The 17,936-nt window shown below is 54.2% G+C and carries 17 protein-coding genes and 1 tRNA gene; 11 read left to right on the top strand and 7 right to left on the bottom strand.

The window, feature by feature from the left end:
- The first annotated feature begins 55 nt into the window (after positions 1 to 55).
- Positions 56 to 844, top strand: coding sequence for a FadR/GntR family transcriptional regulator (locus AB9F27_RS08555; RefSeq protein WP_335584433.1), 789 nt, complete (start codon positions 56 to 58; stop codon positions 842 to 844).
- A 33-nt stretch (positions 845 to 877) separates the two neighbouring features.
- Positions 878 to 951 (top strand) — tRNA-Gly (locus AB9F27_RS08560).
- 25 nt (positions 952 to 976) lie between these two features.
- On the opposite strand, the gene AB9F27_RS08565 is transcribed toward AB9F27_RS08560, so the two are convergent.
- From AB9F27_RS08565 to AB9F27_RS08580, 4 genes are all read right to left on the bottom strand, one after another.
- Positions 977 to 3,019, bottom strand: coding sequence for an ASKHA domain-containing protein (locus tag AB9F27_RS08565; RefSeq protein ID WP_335584444.1), 2,043 nt, complete (start codon positions 3,017 to 3,019; stop codon positions 977 to 979).
- A 74-nt stretch (positions 3,020 to 3,093) separates the two neighbouring features.
- A complete protein-coding gene (locus AB9F27_RS08570; protein WP_335584434.1) occupies positions 3,094 to 4,071 on the bottom strand; it encodes a methyltetrahydrofolate cobalamin methyltransferase in 978 nt (325 codons plus the stop codon).
- Between the two features lie 10 nt (positions 4,072 to 4,081).
- Complete coding sequence (locus tag AB9F27_RS08575) at positions 4,082 to 5,026, bottom strand: methylenetetrahydrofolate reductase (RefSeq protein ID WP_335584435.1); 945 nt, start codon at positions 5,024 to 5,026, stop codon at positions 4,082 to 4,084.
- A gap of 26 nt (positions 5,027 to 5,052) precedes the next feature.
- On the bottom strand, positions 5,053 to 5,349 hold the full coding sequence (locus AB9F27_RS08580; RefSeq protein WP_335584436.1) for a virulence factor: 297 nt from the start codon (positions 5,347 to 5,349) through the stop codon (positions 5,053 to 5,055).
- Between the two features lie 273 nt (positions 5,350 to 5,622).
- On the opposite strand from AB9F27_RS08580, the gene AB9F27_RS08585 reads away from it, so the two are divergent.
- Together AB9F27_RS08585 and AB9F27_RS08590 are read left to right on the top strand one after the other, a co-directional pair.
- On the top strand, positions 5,623 to 6,735 hold the full coding sequence (locus AB9F27_RS08585) for a Ppx/GppA phosphatase family protein (protein ID WP_335584437.1): 1,113 nt from the start codon (positions 5,623 to 5,625) through the stop codon (positions 6,733 to 6,735).
- A gap of 1 nt (position 6,736) precedes the next feature.
- Positions 6,737 to 7,531, top strand: coding sequence for an RlmE family RNA methyltransferase (locus AB9F27_RS08590; RefSeq protein WP_039003520.1), 795 nt, complete (start codon positions 6,737 to 6,739; stop codon positions 7,529 to 7,531).
- A 25-nt stretch (positions 7,532 to 7,556) separates the two neighbouring features.
- Here AB9F27_RS08590 and AB9F27_RS08595 read toward each other — a convergent pair whose 3' ends face one another.
- A complete protein-coding gene (locus AB9F27_RS08595) occupies positions 7,557 to 8,429 on the bottom strand; it encodes a LysR family transcriptional regulator (RefSeq protein WP_335584438.1) in 873 nt (290 codons plus the stop codon).
- Between the two features lie 92 nt (positions 8,430 to 8,521).
- On the opposite strand from AB9F27_RS08595, the gene AB9F27_RS08600 reads away from it, so the two are divergent.
- Positions 8,522 to 8,995, top strand: coding sequence for a cytochrome c (locus AB9F27_RS08600; RefSeq protein ID WP_335584439.1), 474 nt, complete (start codon positions 8,522 to 8,524; stop codon positions 8,993 to 8,995).
- 34 nt (positions 8,996 to 9,029) lie between these two features.
- The gene (locus AB9F27_RS08605; RefSeq protein ID WP_335584440.1) at positions 9,030 to 9,935 is read left to right on the top strand and encodes a cytochrome c; all 906 of its coding nucleotides are present in this window, start codon (positions 9,030 to 9,032) and stop codon (positions 9,933 to 9,935) included.
- 61 nt (positions 9,936 to 9,996) lie between these two features.
- Here AB9F27_RS08605 and AB9F27_RS08610 read toward each other — a convergent pair whose 3' ends face one another.
- Positions 9,997 to 10,566: a DUF882 domain-containing protein gene (locus AB9F27_RS08610; protein WP_039003576.1), complete on the bottom strand. Its 570-nt coding sequence runs from the start codon at positions 10,564 to 10,566 to the stop codon at positions 9,997 to 9,999.
- 321 nt (positions 10,567 to 10,887) lie between these two features.
- Here AB9F27_RS08610 and AB9F27_RS08615 point away from each other — a divergent pair, with 321 nt between their 5' ends.
- The 4 genes from AB9F27_RS08615 to AB9F27_RS08630 are packed head-to-tail and all read left to right on the top strand — an operon-like array spanning position 10,888 to position 15,110.
- Positions 10,888 to 12,498 carry a L,D-transpeptidase family protein gene (locus tag AB9F27_RS08615; protein ID WP_335586682.1) on the top strand — a complete coding sequence of 537 codons (1,611 nt, stop codon included), beginning with the start codon at positions 10,888 to 10,890 and terminating at the stop codon, positions 12,496 to 12,498.
- A gap of 27 nt (positions 12,499 to 12,525) precedes the next feature.
- The gene (gene lpxD / locus AB9F27_RS08620) at positions 12,526 to 13,614 is read left to right on the top strand and encodes a UDP-3-O-(3-hydroxymyristoyl)glucosamine N-acyltransferase (RefSeq protein WP_335586683.1); all 1,089 of its coding nucleotides are present in this window, start codon (positions 12,526 to 12,528) and stop codon (positions 13,612 to 13,614) included.
- A gap of 27 nt (positions 13,615 to 13,641) precedes the next feature.
- Positions 13,642 to 13,905 (top strand): phosphopantetheine-binding protein, encoded by a 264-nt coding sequence (locus AB9F27_RS08625; protein ID WP_335586684.1) that lies wholly within the window; start codon positions 13,642 to 13,644, stop codon positions 13,903 to 13,905.
- Positions 13,902 to 15,110 (top strand): beta-ketoacyl-[acyl-carrier-protein] synthase family protein, encoded by a 1,209-nt coding sequence (locus AB9F27_RS08630; protein ID WP_335586685.1) that lies wholly within the window; start codon positions 13,902 to 13,904, stop codon positions 15,108 to 15,110. The genes AB9F27_RS08625 and AB9F27_RS08630 overlap by 4 nt, the downstream gene beginning before the upstream one ends.
- Positions 15,111 to 15,179: 69 nt before the next feature.
- On the opposite strand, the gene AB9F27_RS08635 is transcribed toward AB9F27_RS08630, so the two are convergent.
- Entirely contained in the window at positions 15,180 to 15,827 is a 648-nt protein-coding gene (locus AB9F27_RS08635) for an invasion associated locus B family protein (protein ID WP_335586686.1), read from the bottom strand.
- 538 nt (positions 15,828 to 16,365) lie between these two features.
- Here AB9F27_RS08635 and AB9F27_RS08640 point away from each other — a divergent pair.
- On the top strand, positions 16,366 to 17,934 hold the full coding sequence (locus AB9F27_RS08640; protein ID WP_369757652.1) for a helicase HerA-like domain-containing protein: 1,569 nt from the start codon (positions 16,366 to 16,368) through the stop codon (positions 17,932 to 17,934).
- The last annotated feature ends 2 nt before the right edge of the window (positions 17,935 to 17,936 follow it).

The following is a 17,936-nucleotide window of genomic DNA, read 5'->3' on the forward strand; positions in this document are numbered from 1 at the left end:
GCTTGCTTTATGTCAGATTGTCAGGCAATCTGTCAATCAATCAAGGAGTAGCCACATGTTCAAGCCCGTTGCACAGGTTCCCAGGTACCGCCTTGTGGCTCAGCAAATCGCTGATCGTATCCTAGAAGGTGCTCTTAAAGCGGGGCAGAAAATGCCTGCGGAGCGGGTGTTGGTGGAGAGTTTAGGCGTTTCTCGCGCCACGATCCGAGAAGCACTTATTGCGTTAGAAATAACGGGCTACGTCGAAAATAGGTTCGGGGCAGGGGTACAAGTTGCGGCCCGTCCTCCGCGGGACAATCAGTTATTGGAACTTGCTGGGCCGGGGCCATTTGAGCTTTTGGAAGCGCGAATTATGATCGAGGGCGAAGTCGCAGCCCTCGCGGCAGAAAACATTGGCCCTGAAGAAATTGCGCGTCTGAAAATGTTGATTGATGCCATGCAAAACGAAAGCGGCAGTGCGTTTTGGGGCGAAAATGCGGACGAAGAGTTCCATCTAACGATTGCGCGGGCGACGGGAAATCTGGCGTTAGTGAATGCTGTTGCCGAATTTTGGCGTCAACGATTGCAGATGCCAATGTGGGTTAAAATCCACAGTCGTGTGAACGTCGATGCAATGAAACCTCAATTAATTCAAGAGCATGTGGAGATCGTTGCCGCTCTGGAGCTAGGAAATGGTCCCAAAGCGCGCGAAGCGATGCGCCGCCATATCGCGTTGTTTGGGGCGCAGATTTTGGACGGGTGGCAGGCTCTGGCGCCTGAAGACCGCCAAGAAGTTTCTCCACCACCAGAACGGTTGCGGCGTCGTGTTGAAACGGAAATCGGAGAATGGGATTTCCCCTCTTGAACCGCTCAAACTCGCGAGATAAAATGTCGGCATGCGGGTGTAGCTCAATGGTAGAGCAGCAGCTTCCCAAGCTGAATACGAGGGTTCGATTCCCTTCACCCGCTCCAAAACACTCCCCTTAAAATCATGACGTTAGCCGCGACGTCTGCGTCGCCGTCCGCCGCCCTCTGTTCCATCACCAGACGTGTTGAAATTCAACGACGGCAAGGTGAGAATCGCGTCGAGATGCGGGAAGCCATCCACGGCATTGGGGATGTTTGATGCATTGACAAAATGCTCCTGAAAGCGGGGTTCAATCGCGGTTTCGATCTTGTGGATGGCACGCACAGTGGCTTCGATCTCGCGCCTTGCGTCAGTGTTCAACAACGCGATCCGTGCGCCTGTGCCCGCCGCATTACCCGCAGAAGTCACTTTTTCAAGGGCGCAGTCGGGGATCATACCCAAAATCATCGCGTGTTTTGGGCTGATGTGCGCGCCAAACGCGCCGCAAAGCACGATGCGATCCACTGTGTCGACCTCGAATTTATCCATCAACAAACGCGCACCGGAATAGAGCGCTGCTTTGGCCATTTGGATTTCACGGATGTCGCGGTTGGTGACGGTGATTTTTGTGCCCCCAAGCGGTGTCGCGTCGTAAACGAGGTAGGAATTGGTCCGCCCATCGGGAAAACAGCGCGGCGTGCCGACTTGCTCGGCTGATCCGATGAGGCCGGGCCCATCGACGATCCCTGCAACGCGCATTTCGGCGACCAATTCGATAATTCCAGAGCCGCAAATGCCCGTGACGCCCGTCGCCAAGGCGACCTCGTGAAACCCTTCTTCGGTCGACCAAAGGTCGCTGCCGATGATTTTAAAGCGTGGTTCCTTGGTCTCGGGGTCGATTTCGACACGTTCAATTGCGCCAGGCGCGGCGCGTTGACCCGCTGAAATCTGCGCGCCTTCAAAGGCAGGTCCTGTGGGAGAAGAGCAGGCTAACACACGAATTGTATTGCCTAAAAGGATTTCCGCGTTGGTGCCGACGTCGACAACAAGCACAAGGTCTTCGGATTTTTCGGGCGCTTCTGACAAGGCAACTGCCGCGGCATCCGCGCCAACGTGACCCGCGATGCACGGCAAAATATAAAGCGCGGCGTTTTCATGCAGGGGCAAACCAACATCGCGTGCTGCCAAATTGAGGGCGTTTGAGGTGGCCAATGCGAAGGGGGCTTGGCCCAATTCATAGGCGTCGATGCCCAAAAACAGGTGGTGCATGACAGGGTTGCACACGACGGTCGCGTCGACGATCTGTGACAACTCGATGTCGGCCTCTTTGGCGACGTCACGACACAATTGCGCCATGCCTTCGCGCACGGCGGCGGTCATTTCAACTGATCCGCCTTCGTTCATCATGCCGTAACTCACGCGGCTCATCAGGTCTTCGCCATAGCGGATTTGGGGGTTCATCAGGCCTGCGCTTGCGACGACTTCTCCCGTTTCCAAGTTACACAAATGGCCGGCAATTGTGGTCGAGCCGAGATCCACCGCCAGCCCGAAGAGTGCGCGTTCGTCAAATCCTGCGAAAATGTCGAGTAGGACGGGTGCGGTTCCCGTGCCCGCGTCGTGGATGATACAAGTGACTGACCAGTCGCCTTTGCGCAAAACCTTTTGCAAACGGGTTAAAACGGGCAGGGAGGCCGTGATGCCCACAATGTCCCATTGGTCAGACAAGCCTTTTGAAAGGCGTTCAAAATCCCCCGTGGGTTCGTGCATGTCTGGTTGTTCTACACTGACCAAAACACGGCGGATAGAGGGGGCGAGGGTAATGTCACGGGCCTCGGCGCGTTTGCGCACGACCTGTTTGTGCACTTGGCTTTCGGGGGGCACGTCGATCACGATATCCGACGAAATCACTGCCTGACACCCCAATCGTCGGCCTGGTTTTAGGCCGCGAATGCGATCATAGCGCTCTTCAACTTCGTTGATTGGGGAAAGCGCGGTTTTCGCTACCGTGAGCCCGTGTTTCGGGAACTCGCCAAAGGAGGGTTCGACCTGACATTTGCTACAAATCCCGCGCCCGCCACAGACGGAATCTAGATCAACGCCCAATTGACGCGCCGCCGTGAGCACAGGGGTGCCCACAGGAAAATGCCCCCGTTTTCCGGAGGGTGTAAAAATCACGAGGGGGTCGATTTTGATGTCACTCACGGGGAAACTCATTTTTTAGGAAGCAAAGGGGGCAAATTTCACCCCCTTTTTGGTGTTTCTTTTAGTTAACGGCGACGGCGGCGTCCACCGCGGCCCGAACTGGCTTCAGCGGATTCTTTTGAGGCGTCCGCAAACGACATTCCGGCGGCGACGGCCTCTAGAACTCGGCTGAATTTAATCCATTCTGTGCCGTGCGGGTCGTTGTTGTTGAGGAAATTCGCGGCGCGAATGGCTTCCATTTCAACGGGGCGCACAGGATTCATGATCGCGCTGGTCATGCCTGCACCAATGGCCATCGGGAGGAAGGCAGCGTTGATGCCGTGACGGCGCGGCAGGCCAAAGGACATGTTTGATGCGCCACAGGTGGTGTTAACGCCCAATTCATCGCGCAAACGCCGCACGAGGGTAAAGACTTGTTGCCCCGCAGTCGCCATCGCGCCGATCGGCATTACCAGCGGATCAACCACGATATCATGGGCGGGAATGCCAAAATCGGCGGCCCGTTCCACGATCTTTTTGGCGACGGCAAAGCGCACATCGGGGTCTTCGGAAATGCCGGTGTCGTCGTTAGAAATCGCCACAACAGGCACGTTGAATTTCTTAACCAGCGGTAAAACCAACTCAAGACGCTCTTCTTCGCCCGTGACGGAATTGAGCAAGGGCCGGCCCTCGGCGGCTTCAAGCCCCGCGAGAAGGGCTGCGGGAACCGAACTGTCGATACATAAAGGTGTGTCCACAACCTTTTGAATACGAAGGATAAGTTCGCGCATCAAAGGTGGCTCAACGAAGTTATTATCGGCATAGCGGGGGTCTTCGGCCATTTTGTTGGAAAACACCGCACCCGAGTTGATGTCCAAAATATTCGCGCCACACAGCATCTGCTCAATTGCATCGCGTTCAACGGTCGAGAAATCACCAAGCTCCAATTCGGCAGCGAGTTTTTTGCGGCCCGTTGGGTTGATCCTTTCGCCGATGACGCAAAACGGTTCGTCGAAGCCTATAATGGAGGTTTTGGTCTTACTTTCAACGACGGTACGGGTCATGGGCTATCCTTTAAGGGTCTTGTGGCGCCAAAGCGGCGATATCGGAATGAGCGGGCGTGGCATTAGAATGTGAAAGAGCCCAGTTTGCGTTCGTTGTAATGCCACCCAATGGGAAGAAATGCAACGATTTCAACAAGCTTTTTGGATTGGCAGCTTTATAGTCGGCGAGGCTTTTTACAAGGTCTGTTGGCTCATAAGGCACAACCAGTTTCGTGACGTCACGGGCGCGTTTTTGCAAAACGCGGAGCGAGGGGCCAACGCCACAGGCAATGGCAAAACGGATGAGGGTTTGCAACTTGGCCGGACCAGCGACGCCCAAATGCACGGGGATCGTAATGCCCGCGGCCTCAAGGGCTTCGATCCATTTGATCACGGGGGCGGCCTCAAAGGCGAATTGCGTCACGATGGCCATTTGCGCATCAGAGCGTTCGTTGAAATCTTGCTTCCAACGCAGGGCGTCCATCACGAGGCGGTCAGTGCCGTCGGTATCAATATCGCGGTTGCCTTCAGGGTGGCCCGCGATGTGCAGACGTTTGAAGCCGTCAAAAAGACCGGTTTCCAACAGCTGCATTGAACTGTGGAAGTCACCGTGGGGTTTCGCGACACCGCCGGCGAGGATCAGGCCTTGCTCAACGCCCGCTTCGCCTTGGTAACGCGCGATCCAGTCGGCCAATGTGGCGCGATCTTGAATAATGCGCGCGGGAAAATGCGGCATGACTTGCATACCGTCACGGGCCAAACGCGCAGCGGTGGCGACCATCTCTTCAATCGGTGTGCCTTCGATATGCGCAACGTATACGCGGGTATTTTGGGGCAGGAGGGCGCGGAAATCGTCAACCTTTTCGGCCGTGCGCGGCATGACCTCAATGGAATAGTCTTCCATCAATGCGGTCACATTGCGGGGCACGATATTCTGGGTGCCAGACTCGCGGCGTTTGAACGATAACAGTGACATACATGCCCTCCAAAAGGAGGATGGGGTTAAGCCCATCCGTTATTGGTAATCAGCGCTTTGAGGCGGTCACGATCATATTCGGCTTCGATTTCAGCAGCTTTGGCCTGTGCGGCCTCCTCGTCACTGCCTTCAACTTCGACCGAAGGGGCTTTGCGCCACTCCGCGAGATACGCGTCGGTGCCTGCGGCCCCCGAAGCCATTGCCGCACGATCAATCGCTTGCTCAAACCGCTCAGAGAGCTGAATTTTCACACTGCGACGGCCACGTCCAACGATGACCTGTGCTGGCATATCTCGCCAATATACGATGGTAACTTGTGCCACTGCTGATTCCCTTCTCTCTTTAGTTTTAGGGTGGCCCGCGCGCAATTAAGGTCGAATTTCGACCTGACATCTCGTTTTCGCGACCCATAGCCCAAAAGGCGTGCTCGGACGTAGCTCTAAAGGTTTGCGCGCGGCAGTGCTACGGGGCAGCATTGGAAAAATCTTCATGTTCATTATGAGGGGCGCAAAGCGCGTATTGCCCGACGAGTGTCCTTGCACCTGTGCACAGAAGGACATAGCTTGGGGATAACTCGAAAATGAAAGGGCGTAAAAATGACGCCCAAGCGTCCCGATGGTGCGGGCGCGATCCCAGTTGCGGTTGATACCCCCGCGCCAATACACACCGATTCCGTGCCGCTGTATGCGGCACTGGATTTGGGTACAAATAGTTGCCGCATGTTAATTGCGCGTCCCAAAGGTGCGCAATTTGAAGTTGTCGACAGTTTTTCCAAGTCGGTTCAGCTTGGATCAGGGCTTGAGGCTTCTGGCCGTTTGTCTCGCGGATCGATCGCGCGCACGGTTCAAGCGATGCGAATTTGCCAAAAGAAACTACGTCGCCACAAAGTGACGCGGATGCGATTGATTGCGACCGAGGCCTGTCGACGGGCCACCAATGCGCATGAGTTGATTTCGCGGGTGAAGCGCGAAACCGGCCTTAAGCTTGAGATTATTCCCGCCCAAGAAGAGGCGCGCCTCGCGGTGATTAGTTGCGCGCCTTTGATGAGCCGTAAAACCGAGCAATTGCTGGTTGTGGATATTGGCGGCGGTAGCACGGAGCTTGTTTGGCTCGATGTTTCCCACCTTCCCAAACGCGACCGAAAAGCCGCGATTATGCAGGTAAAACATGGATTTGACGGCAAGAAGTTGCCCGATACAATGGCGCGGGTTGTGGATTGGATTTCGGTGCCCCTTGGGGTGGCGACGCTGCGCGATCAGTTTATGGATGTGGATAATGACGCGGCGCGTTTTGCCTTGATGAGTTGGTTTTTTGAGGAGAAATTGGCGAATTTCACCCCCTATATCGGCGACCACATTCGGGCTGGATTTCAGATCATTGGCACCTCGGGAACCGTTACGACCGTCGCTGCAAGTCACTTAAATTTGCGTCGCTATGATCGCAACAAGGTCGACGGCTTGCAAATGACCAGCGACCAAATCGATGCGGTCATTCAGGAATACTTGTCGCTTGGTCCAGACGGGCGGCGCAACGATCCACGGATTGGCAAAGATCGGCAGGCGTTGATCATGTCTGGGGCTGCGATTCTTCAGGCCTTGCTGCGGATCTGGCCAACAGATAAACTTTCAGTTGCGGATCGCGGTTTGCGCGAAGGGCTGCTATACGCCCTAATGAGCGCCGATGGCGTGTTAATAGATGAGGCCGATTAAAATGGCAGACGGTTCTGAAAAAGGCGGCGCAGGGCGTCGGGTTGGCGGCAAAGGGGCTGGCGGCCCGGGATCGCGGGGCGGCTCTGGACGTGGATTGCGCGACCTTCGGGTCACGGTAAAAACCGCGCGCGGACGCAAGCTTTCCTCGACACTTTGGCTCGAACGCCAACTCAACGACCCCTATGTCAAACGGGCGGGTTCCGATGGATATCGCGGTCGTGCGGCCTATAAGATTTTGGAATTGGACGATAAGTTTAATTTCTTCACGCCCGGAGCGCGCGTTGTCGATTTGGGCTGTGCACCGGGGGGCTGGTGCCAAGTCGCTGTGCGGCGTGTGAATGCGCTCGGCGAGAAAAAGGGCAAGGCCATTGGCACCGTTTTGGGAGTCGACCTTCAAGAGGTTGAACCCATTCCCGGGGCCGACATCCATGTTCTTGATTTCCTGGAAAACGATGCCGACGAGCAGGTGAAAACTTGGCTTAACGGTCGTGCCAACGTTGTACTGAGCGATATGGCAGCCTCGGCATCAGGACATAAACAGACCGACCACAACCGGATTATGGCGCTATGTGAAGCCGCTGCTTATTTCGCTTTTGATGTACTTGAGCCTGAGGGAACGTTTGTTGCCAAAGTTTTGGCAGGTGGGGCCGAAGATTTCTTGCAAAAGATTTTGCGGATGAAATTCAAGAAGGTGACCTACGTTAAGCCACCAGCCAGTCGTGCAGACAGCTCAGAAAAATTCATTGTCGCCACAGGGTTTCGCGGTGGCACTGCTGCGGATAAATCCAACATCTGATAAACGGCTTTTGCGTGGTCCTTGATTAAGGTTTGCCGCGCAAAATATCGGCGCGGTCGGTGAGGCAAGCCGAAAGCTGAGCCCGAAGCGCACGAATCCTAGGGGTTTGAGCGAGGTCCGAATGGCTCGCAACCCAAATCGGCACTGTCATCTCGGGCGCTTGTGTTTCGAGGCGTTTCAGTTCGGGCGCTGCGTCGCCGATAAAACTCGGTAAAAACGTACATCCAAGCCCTGCAACGGCGAGACGGCACAGCGTTTGAAAGCTGTCTGCGGCCGCAACACATGCGGATTGCGGAATGGACTTGGACATCCAATTGGCAGGCTGGGAGCGAGACAGCGGACCAACTAAGGTGATCCAATCGTTCGATTTTTCGAGCGAGAGTGTGCGGGACATATAGGCGGAAAATCCCATGATGGCCGCTTGTTCCCCGATCAAATCGTCCTCAAGCTTTAGCGCAGGACGCACCGTGATATCGGCCTGTAAGCGGCCCAAATCGACATGGGCATTTGTGGACAGAAGCTCAATGAATAACTGGTTGGTTTGGGACTGCAATTGGGCCGCAATTTCGGGCAATATCGAATGGCAAAACGTGTCGGTTGAGGTCACACGGACCGTTCCGCTCAAGACAGGGCGCGCGTGTCCGCCGAGGTTTTGCACCGCTCGAAGCGCATCCTCTGCCTCACGCGCGGCGGCAAACACGTCGCGTTTATCGGTCAAAACTTGGTAACCATGAGCTGTGCGCTCAAATAGAACCGTACCGAGTTGTTTCTCGTAGCTTGCGACCCGTCGCAAGACGGTCGCGTGATTTACACCCAAATGCTTGGCCGCCTTGGAAACTGACCCTAAATCTGCGACGGCCAAAACAAATCGCAGGTCATCCCAGTTTTCCTTGTGCATAAATAAAGAGGACCTTCTGCAAAATTGGGGACTGTCTATGTATTTTCTAACAGCTAACCTTAGATAAACGACTCTTTGCAAGGAAAATTCATATGAAACGTCTTTCAATTCTTCTCGTTGGTGCTGCCGTTGCTATTTCTGGCGCAACTATTTCATTCGCCAGCACCGATGCCGAACTCAAAGCCGCGGTTGAAGCGCGCCAAGAGAATATGAAGCAACGCGGCAAAGAACTCGGCGCTCTTGGCGCGATGCTCAAAGGCGAAGTGGCCTATGACGCGGCCGCAGCACAGGCCGCGGCCGATGCTTTGCTCGCAACGGTTACCGCCGATCAATCCGGTTTTTGGTTGCCCGGAACCGACAGCGACACATTTCCCGGGTCACGCGCAATGCCAGCAATTTGGGCTGAAGGGTCAAAAGCTGGCGAAGAAGGTGCTGCCCTTGTTGTCGCGGCCGAGGCGATGGTCGCAACCGCAGGGCAGGGTGTTGATGGCATCAAGGCCAGCATGGGGGGCGTCGGTGCCGCCTGTAGTTCTTGCCACAAAGCCTACCGCGCTCCAAAGAAATAGCTTTCTTTAAGGCACTGTTTCTAAAGGGGAACCTATGGCATCCTGGGGAAAGAAAATTGCGAGCGGTGGGGGAATCCTCGCCGTTTGTGTCGTTGCTGGCCTCTATATCACCAAGCCGGAAAGGCTCGCGCCTGATGCGTTGGAGGGAATGATCCCCAACACAGAAAATGGCGCGCGAGTCTTTTCTGCGATGGGCTGTGCTTCCTGCCACTCAGCGCCCTTGGGAGTAGAATATGAAAACGACGCACTCGGAGGCGGAAAGCGCTTTCCAAGCCCCTTTGGAACCTTTGTCGCGCCCAATATTTCATCGCATCCCACGGCAGGTATTGGCACTTGGACAGACCTAGAAATCGCCGACGCCGTTCTAAAAGGGACATCGCCCACGGGGGAACATTACTATCCGGCGTTTCCCTATGCGACCTTCAACAAAGCGAAGTTGCAAGACATTGTAGACCTCATCGCGCATTTGCGCAGCCTTCCCGCAATTGATACGCCGCGAGAAGCACATGATCTTGGGTTTCCGTTCAATATGCGGGTGTCCCTTGGCGGCTGGAAGCTGCTGTTCGTCAATACCGATTGGGTCGTGACCGGCGATTTGACCCCGCAGCAGGAACACGGCCGCTATTTGGTCGAAGCTATGGGGCATTGCGGCGAATGTCATACGCCACGGAATGTGCTTGGAGGCAGCGAGAAGACGTTGTGGCTTGCGGGCGCCCCAAATCCGGTGGGCAAAGGGCGCATTCCAAATATTACGCCGGGGGAATTTAACTGGTCAGAGTCTGATGTGGTCGAATATTTAACGTCGGGCTTTACACCAGAATATGATTCCGCAGGAGGGGAAATGGCCGATGTTATTGAAAACATAGCTAAACTTCCTAGCGCCGACCGCGAAGCCATTGCGGCCTATCTTCAGATCGTTCCAGCCCATTCAAACAAATAAGCCGCCTCAATTAAGAGAGCGGCTTGAATGTAGGGCAGGAATGTTGTGAGTGAAGTCGCTTTTAGCCGCCCCAAGAACGTACAGGGCCGCAATCCATATGGACGAAGTTGGATCGGCTATATTTGCCAACGCCACCGGCACTGCAAGAAGCCGCAGCCTTCGCCATTTGCGAAACAGTGCGCGATTTGAGGCGTAAATCGGCAGCTTGGCCGACCATGTGCAGCGAATTCTTGGCAACGCCGCGTGACCGTGAGCGTAAAAGTTGGTTGGTTTTGGGACTGCGATATCCGGACAAGAGCATGTAGGGCTCTGTGACATCCAAAAGACTGTGGGAGGCCGTGATGATATCAATTGTGCGTGTATCGATATTTTTGGCTTCGTCCTGACGCCAGTCGCGCATAAAATAATTGATCTGTGTAAGGGCAGGTTTGATATATTCGCCATCGATCCAATAGATCATGTCGATATTTTCACCCGTACGTTGGTTGAACATGTTGATACGGCGTATGTCGCCACTTCCGCGCAAAAAACCCGCAGCGCTTGAATATGTGGGCGCTGCTGTGATCGCGGTTGCCGCAAAAGCCGCTAAAAGGCCTCGGCGGGATAAGCCCGCAGGTGTCGCTAGTGTCATTGGTACTGCCCGTTCTCGTTTTTTGGCCACATTTGCGTGCGGCTGCATTGTTCCCCAGATGCACCTTTCTTATGACATAATCGAAAAAAACCGCCAAGGCTTGATTCCAACAAGGAGGGAAATCCGCCGTTTTTGGGCGAAATGTTGCGCATAGGTCTTAGTCAAAGCTTAATTTCCACCTGATATTTAAAGTAAGGAGTAATTCGGGTAAGCTGAGGTTGGAAAGCGGTACCCCGCGAGAACGTGATCGTGCATGCACTTGCTTTTCAAGAAAGATTTACGTATTCCGCGACATTAAATCGTGAACGGAACGAGGATAAAATGGTATTTTTGCGCGCAGGCTTTGCTTCTTTTTTGTTGGTTTTGATGTCTGTGGTGGTGACGCTTTCAGCCTCAAGTTCAGCGCAGGCCGAAATCACAGCCTTTAAACAGGCTGTCGCTGAAGAATCTGCAAAAGACGCAGGAATCGCCGCGTTCTATCGTGGACGGAATTTTGAGCCGATCTGGACCCAGAACCGTGGAAAAGATGCAACCCGTCGCAAGGCGTTTTTGCAAGCGATTTCGATGGCGAGTGTGCATGGACTTCCGGCTGGCCGTTATGACCCAAATGTCTTTATGGCCGACCTTGGACGCGTTAAAAACCAACGTGACTTGGGGCGCATCGAAGTCCAGATGAGCCGCCTGTTTGTACAATATGCCCAAGATATTTCCCGCGGAATTGTGACCCCGTCAAAAGTTGATCCCGGGATGGTCCGCAAGGTTTCCCGCTATAATTCAGAGGATCTGTTGACGGCCTTCACCAAATCGTCCCCTGCTGGTTTTTTGAAAAATCTGGCCCCCAAAAATCCCGAGTATTTGGCATTGACCAAAGAGAAGCTGACGCTCGAGAAACAGCTTGGACGCGGCGGATGGGGCCCCACGGTTAACGCCAAGAAGCTTGAACCCGGCGCGAGTGGCAATGATGTGGTAACGCTTCGTAACCGTTTGATTGTTATGGGATATATGGGGCGTTCCGCCAGCCAAACCTACGATGTTACTCTGCAAAAGGCGGTGCAGCAGTTTCAGCTTACCCACGGGTTAAACCCAGATGGCGTCGCAGGGGCCGCTACAATTTCGGAAATCAACGTTCCCGTCGAGGGACGATTGAAATCTGTTATGGTGGCCATGGAGCGTGAGCGTTGGTTGAACGGCGTTGAGCGCGGCAAACGCCACGTATGGGTGAATATCACCGATTTCCACGTCCGCATTATAGATGACGGTAAAACCACCTTCGAAACACGGTCGGTCGTCGGCAAAAATACGTCCGATCGTCAAACGCCCGAATTTTCCGACGTGATGAGCCATATGGTCATCAACCCGACGTGGAATGTGCCCCGTTCTATTGCGGTGAAAGAATACCTTCCAATGTTGAAAAAGAACCCAAATGCGGTTTCGCATTTACGGTTGATCAACGGTTCAGGACAGATCGTAAGTCGCGAAGGTCAGGACTTTACACAATATTCCGCCCGTAATTTCCCCTTCGATATCAAGCAGCCCCCAAGTCGCGGCAATGCTCTGGGTTTGGTGAAATTTATGTTCCCTAATCGCTATAATATCTACTTGCACGACACACCGGCCAAGGATTTGTTCGGCCGTGAATCGCGCGCCTTTAGCCATGGATGCGTTCGATTGCGCGATCCACAGGATTTCGCGTTTGCTCTTTTGGCCAGACAGCAATCTGCTCCGGAACCTTATTTCAAAAAGATTTTGGCCACGGGGCGCGAAACGACGGTTCCGCTTGATCAACCGATTCCCGTTCATATTGTGTACCGCACCGCCATCACGGACCCAAAAGGACGGACTAATTATCGTCGGGATGTTTACGGACGCGATGCCAAAATATTTGATGCAATGCAAAGGGCTGGGGTTACATTGCAGGCCGTTCAAGGCTAAATCTCCCAGTAGCTTTTGGGGGACTGAATGACACATCGTATTTCAGAGATTGCAGCAGCGCTTGGAGCGGAAGCTTTTGGCGCTGTCGATCTTGAGATTTCCGGCGTTTCTGAACCTGCTACTGCGGGCCCACGGGATCTCGCGTTGGCGATGGATCCCAAATACGCCGACGGCCTCGCGCAAGGGAAAGCACAGGCCGCGATCCTTTGGCAAGGGGCCGATTGGCAGGCACTTGGGTTGAAGGCGGCGCTGTTTGTGCCGCGTCCACGCTATGCCATGTCAGGCGTCACACGTCTCCTTGATCCGGGTCCGCAGATTGTCGGAATTCACCCGACAGCCGTGATTGATCGCAGCGCGAAAATTGGCACAGGGGCGGCCATTGGCCCATTTGTGGTGATCGGGCAAAACGTCGAAATCGGTGTGAACGCGCGGATTGCCAGCCATTGCAGCATTGAAGAAGGCAGCACCATTGGCGATCACGCGCTGTTGCGGGCAGGTGTGCGGATTGCGGCGCGCGTCTCGATTGGGCACAATTTTATTGCTAATCACGGAGCCATTGTTGGCGCCGACGGATTTTCCTTTGTGACCCCCGAAAAATCCGGCGTTGAGAATGCGCGCGAAAGCCTTGGCAATCAGGGTGACGCGCAGGCGCAAAGCTGGACCCGTATTCACAGTCTGGGCGGCGTGACCATCGGCGACAACGTGGAGCTTGGCGCGAATGTCACGATTGATCGCGGCACCATCCGCGACACACGCATCGGCAACGGCACGAAGTTGGACAACCAGGTTCATCTTGGCCATAACGTTCAGGTTGGCGATGATTGCCTATTGTGTGGACAGGTTGGCATCGCAGGATCAACCGTGATCGGCAACCGTGTGGTTATGGGTGGCCAATGTGGCGCGAGCGATAACATTTTTATCGGCGATGACGTGGTTGCGGGCGGGTCGTCCAAATTATTTACCAATGTGCCTGCGGGTCGGGTGGTATTAGGCAGCCCTGCCGTTAAGATGGAAAACCAAGTGGATATGCAAAAAGCGCTCCGCCGTCTGCCTCGAATGATGCAGCAATTTCGGGAGCTTCAAAAAACTGTTTCAAACATCGTGCAAAAAGACTAGATCAGCCCATAGCGGAAAGGGCAATCAATGCCAAACGTACAAGAAAAAATATTCGAAATCGTCGCGGAGCAAGCCGTCCTCGATGTCTCTGATGTAACTCTTGAAAGTACATTGGAGGACCTAGGCATCGACAGTCTCGGACTGGTCGAGTCGATCTTTGCGATTGAAGAAGCCTTTGATATCCAAGTGCCCTTTAATGCCAACGACCCAAGCGAAAGTGACTTTGATATCTCGACGGTGGCGTCAATCGTGAAAGCGGTCCGTGGGCTGGTAAACGAGCCTGCTACGTGAAACGAGTCGTTATTACGGGTCAGGGTGCAATTAACTCCCTTGGCCACACGGCGGTTGCCACTATGGAAGCCATGCGCGAAGGTCGTTGCGGCATTGGCGCGTTGCATTTTCGCGACGTTGAGCGCTTGTCCATCAAGATTGGCGGGCAAGTCACAAATTTTGATCCGGAGAGCCTTTTTAACCGCCAGCAGATTGCCCTTTATGATCGCTACACACAGTTTACGTTGATCGCGACCAAGGAAGCGATGGAGCAATCTGGCATCGTTTTCGACGGCGAATTGGCACATCGTTCTGGCGTGATTTTGGGCACCGCTGGCGGCGGCATGAATACGCAAGACGAAAATTACCGTTCCGTTTACGAAGAAGGTAAAAACCGCGTTCACCCCTTTGTGGTGCCAAAGCTGATGAACAATGCGGCCACCTCGCATGTCTCGATTGAATACAATATCATGGGGCCAAGCTTTACCGTCGCAACCGCCTGCGCCAGTTCCAACCACGCGATGGGACAGGCGTTTAACATGATCCGCTGTGGGATGGCCGATGCGATGCTGACGGGGGGGTCCGAAAGCATGCTGTGTTTTGGCGGCGTCAAGGCTTGGGAAGGCCTCCGAGTTATGTCCCGCGATGCCTGCCGCCCATTTTCAGCAAACCGAAACGGCATGGTTCAGGGCGAAGGGGCTGCTGTTTTCGTGTTTGAGGAATATGAGCACGCCCGCGCACGTGGCGCCGAAATATTGGCGGAAGTCGTTGGTTTTGCAATGACATCGGATGCCTCCGACATTGTTATGCCATCCAAACACGGAGCGGCACGGGCAATTTCGGGCGCGTTGAAGGACGCTAAGCTCGCCCCGTCGCAAGTGGGATATATCAACGCCCACGGCACGGGCACCGCGGCGAATGACAAAACCGAATGCGCCGCTGTTTCCGCCGTCTTTGGCACTGCGGCGGATGATTTGATGATCAGTTCAACCAAATCGATGCATGGGCATTTGATTGGCGGGACGGGGGCTGTGGAGCTTTTGGCCTGCGTAATGGCGCTGCGGGACGGCATTATTGCACCCACCATCGGCTATGAGCAAGAAGATCCAGAATGCGCGTTGGATGTGGTGCCGAATGTGGCGCGCGAGGCGGACGTGGATCATGTCCTCTCAAACGCCTTCGCTTTTGGCGGTTTGAACGCGGTTTTGGCGCTTAAGCGTATATAACGTTTTGTTATTTCATGAAAAAGGCCCGCTATCGATGTGATGCGGGCCTTTTTCTATTCTGGTTTGATCTTATTTTTTGGGTTGCAAGGCGACCAGTTTGTCATAGCCCAGTGTAAATCCTTTAAGGGAAATCGTGGCCGTTGCCGTTTGATCTGGTGCAACTGCGGGTACGATTTGAAGACTGGCGGCGCTGCCCTTTTTATACGCGGCTATGTCTTCAGCAAGCAAACCGATGCGGCCAACGCAGCCGACCGAACCACAGAAAGAATAGGGATAGCGGCGCGCGTCTGTGGAATCCACCGAGATCAAGATACCTGGGGGCAGCATTGTATCGAGGGGCGTAATGATGGTGGCGCCCGCAACTGCTTTGGAATTCGGCTCATTGATCGGAAAAATCGAGATTTCAGCAAAAGGGCCTTCGCCATTTTGCAGTAGCTGATACAGCTGGCAGGGATCAAATTCCTCTTCCGTCTTGGCACATCGAATTTGCCAGTCGCCGGAAACATCAAGCAAGTACTCTTCGCCCACAACAACTTCGTCTTTTGTTGGCAAGCGGGTCTCAACGGGCGTTCCAGTCGAGAGTTGATCCGCAACCGAAGGGGCCGTTTCTGAATCTGGTGTCTCTTCTGTGGCGGGGGCTTGGTCTGGGCTTGTTGTGTCTTGGGCTAACGCGAGGCTAGGAAGTGTCACAAAGCAAGCTGCAAGTATTGATTTCATCGCTAAATTCATGGTCCGTCCGTTCTTGTTGTCGTTTCAACGGATTTAGCACGTCTTTTACGTGCTGTCAGGTTCGAATCGAACAGAAACGAATTGATCCTGTCGAAAATGGTATTCCTAGCTGCATTGGGGGCGGATCACAGGTGAATCACGCGTTTAGACGCCAGTAACCCATCCTGAGGAGCGCGCAAATTAGCCATGGATTGAGAGCAAGGCTTGGTTCTAAACGTAAAAAAGGGCCTTGAAAACAAGGCCCTTTTCGATTTTTCTCCCTGTCGGACTTGCCGACTATATTATTGATTGGAACGCTACGGCCTTCTTGTGAATTGGTCAACAAAAAAAACGGCGAATTTTTGCCGAGGAATGAGAATTTCATGCGCGCCAAAAAAAACCGCGCCCAAGGGCGCGGCAAGTCTGACAGGGAGGAAGTCAATTCAATCAAAAGAAGACTATTGACTGAACTAACCTTACATTAGCGTATAAAGGTTAAGACTAAGTTGCCTAGCCGATAGTTTGTATGAAATGGAGAATAAACTGTATGCCCGATGACCTGAAAAGCGAAATTTTTGTCGGCGGTGGCGGGGAGGATTATGCCGCTCCACAGTTTCTAAAACTCAAGTATGCAAACCGCCACGGGTTGATCGCGGGGGCGACGGGGACGGGTAAAACGGTGACCCTGCAAATCCTCGCCGAGAGTTTCTCCAAGGCCGGCGTTCCGGTATTCCTGTCTGACGTGAAAGGCGATCTCGCAGGTTTGGCGGTCGCTGGGAGCGCTACCGCGAAACCCCACGATTCCTTTACCGCACGAGCAAAACAAATCGGTTTTTCCGACTATGCCTATCGTTCTTTTCCCGTCACGTTTTGGGACCTTTTTGGCGAGCAAGGCCATCCGATCCGCACAACAGTCGCTGAAATGGGGCCGCTCCTTTTGGCACGGATGCTCGAGCTTTCTGAAGCGCAGGAGGGTATTTTAAACATTGCCTTCCGCTTGGCGGATGAGGAGGGGCTCGCGCTTCTTGATCTTAAGGATTTGCAGGCTCTTCTAGTTTGGCTTGGTGAAAACGCGGGCAACATCACTCTGAGATACGGTACAGTTTCCGCGCAATCCATTGGCGTTATTCAGCGTCGTTTGTTGGTGTTGGAAAATCAAGGCGGGGCGGCGATTTTCGGCGAGCCTGCTCTGGCGCTTGAGGACATGATGCAAACCACGCCCGAGGGAGAAGGGCGGATCAATATTCTCGCGTCTGACAAGTTGATGTCCTCGCCGACACTCTATGCGACCTTTCTGCTATGGCTTCTGAGTGAGTTGTTTGAGGAATTGCCCGAGGTTGGCGACCCGGACAAACCTAAACTTGTTTTCTTCTTCGACGAGGCGCATCTGCTCTTTAATGGGGCGAGCAAAGCCCTTGTGGATAAGGTCGAACAGGTCGCGCGGCTTATTCGTTCCAAGGGTGTGGGTATCTATTTTGTGACCCAGAATCCCGACGATGTACCCGATGATATTTTGAGCCAGTTGGGTAATCGTGTTCAACACGCGTTGCGTGCCTTTACGGCCAAAGATCAGAAAGCGCTGCGGCTTGCGGCCGACACATATCGCGACAATCCGCGCTTTTCTACCGAGGAGGCGCTGCGCGAAGTCGGGGTGGGCGAAGCCTTGACCAGTATGTTGCTCAAAAAAGGCATCCCGAGTGTGGTTGAACGGACATTGGTTCGCCCCCCCAGTAGCCAAATGGGGCCAATTGCGGACTCGGTGCGCAAAGCCACGATTGCAGCGTCGCCCCTCGCGGGAAAATATGAAACCGTGACGGATCGCGCGTCGGCCTACGAGATGCTTGCGAAACGGGCGGATGACGCGGCGAAGGCCGCAGAAGCGGATGAGGCAGCCCTTGAGGAGGCAACTCCGATGGAACGCGAATTCAAAACAGCGCGCCGCTATAACGGAAGCCGCGTTGGACGCTCTAGCGCCACCTCGACACGTCGGGCGAAAAAAGCCACTTCGCGTTCGTTTGGGGAAGCCATGACCAATGCCGTCCTCAAAGAGTTGAATGGTACAACAGGACGCCGGATTGTGCGTGGCCTCTTGGGCGGTTTGTTTAAGGGAAGATAGGG

The organism is Falsihalocynthiibacter sp. CO-5D18, from assembly GCF_041205445.1.
Lineage (GTDB): Bacteria > Pseudomonadota > Alphaproteobacteria > Rhodobacterales > Rhodobacteraceae > Falsihalocynthiibacter > Falsihalocynthiibacter arcticus.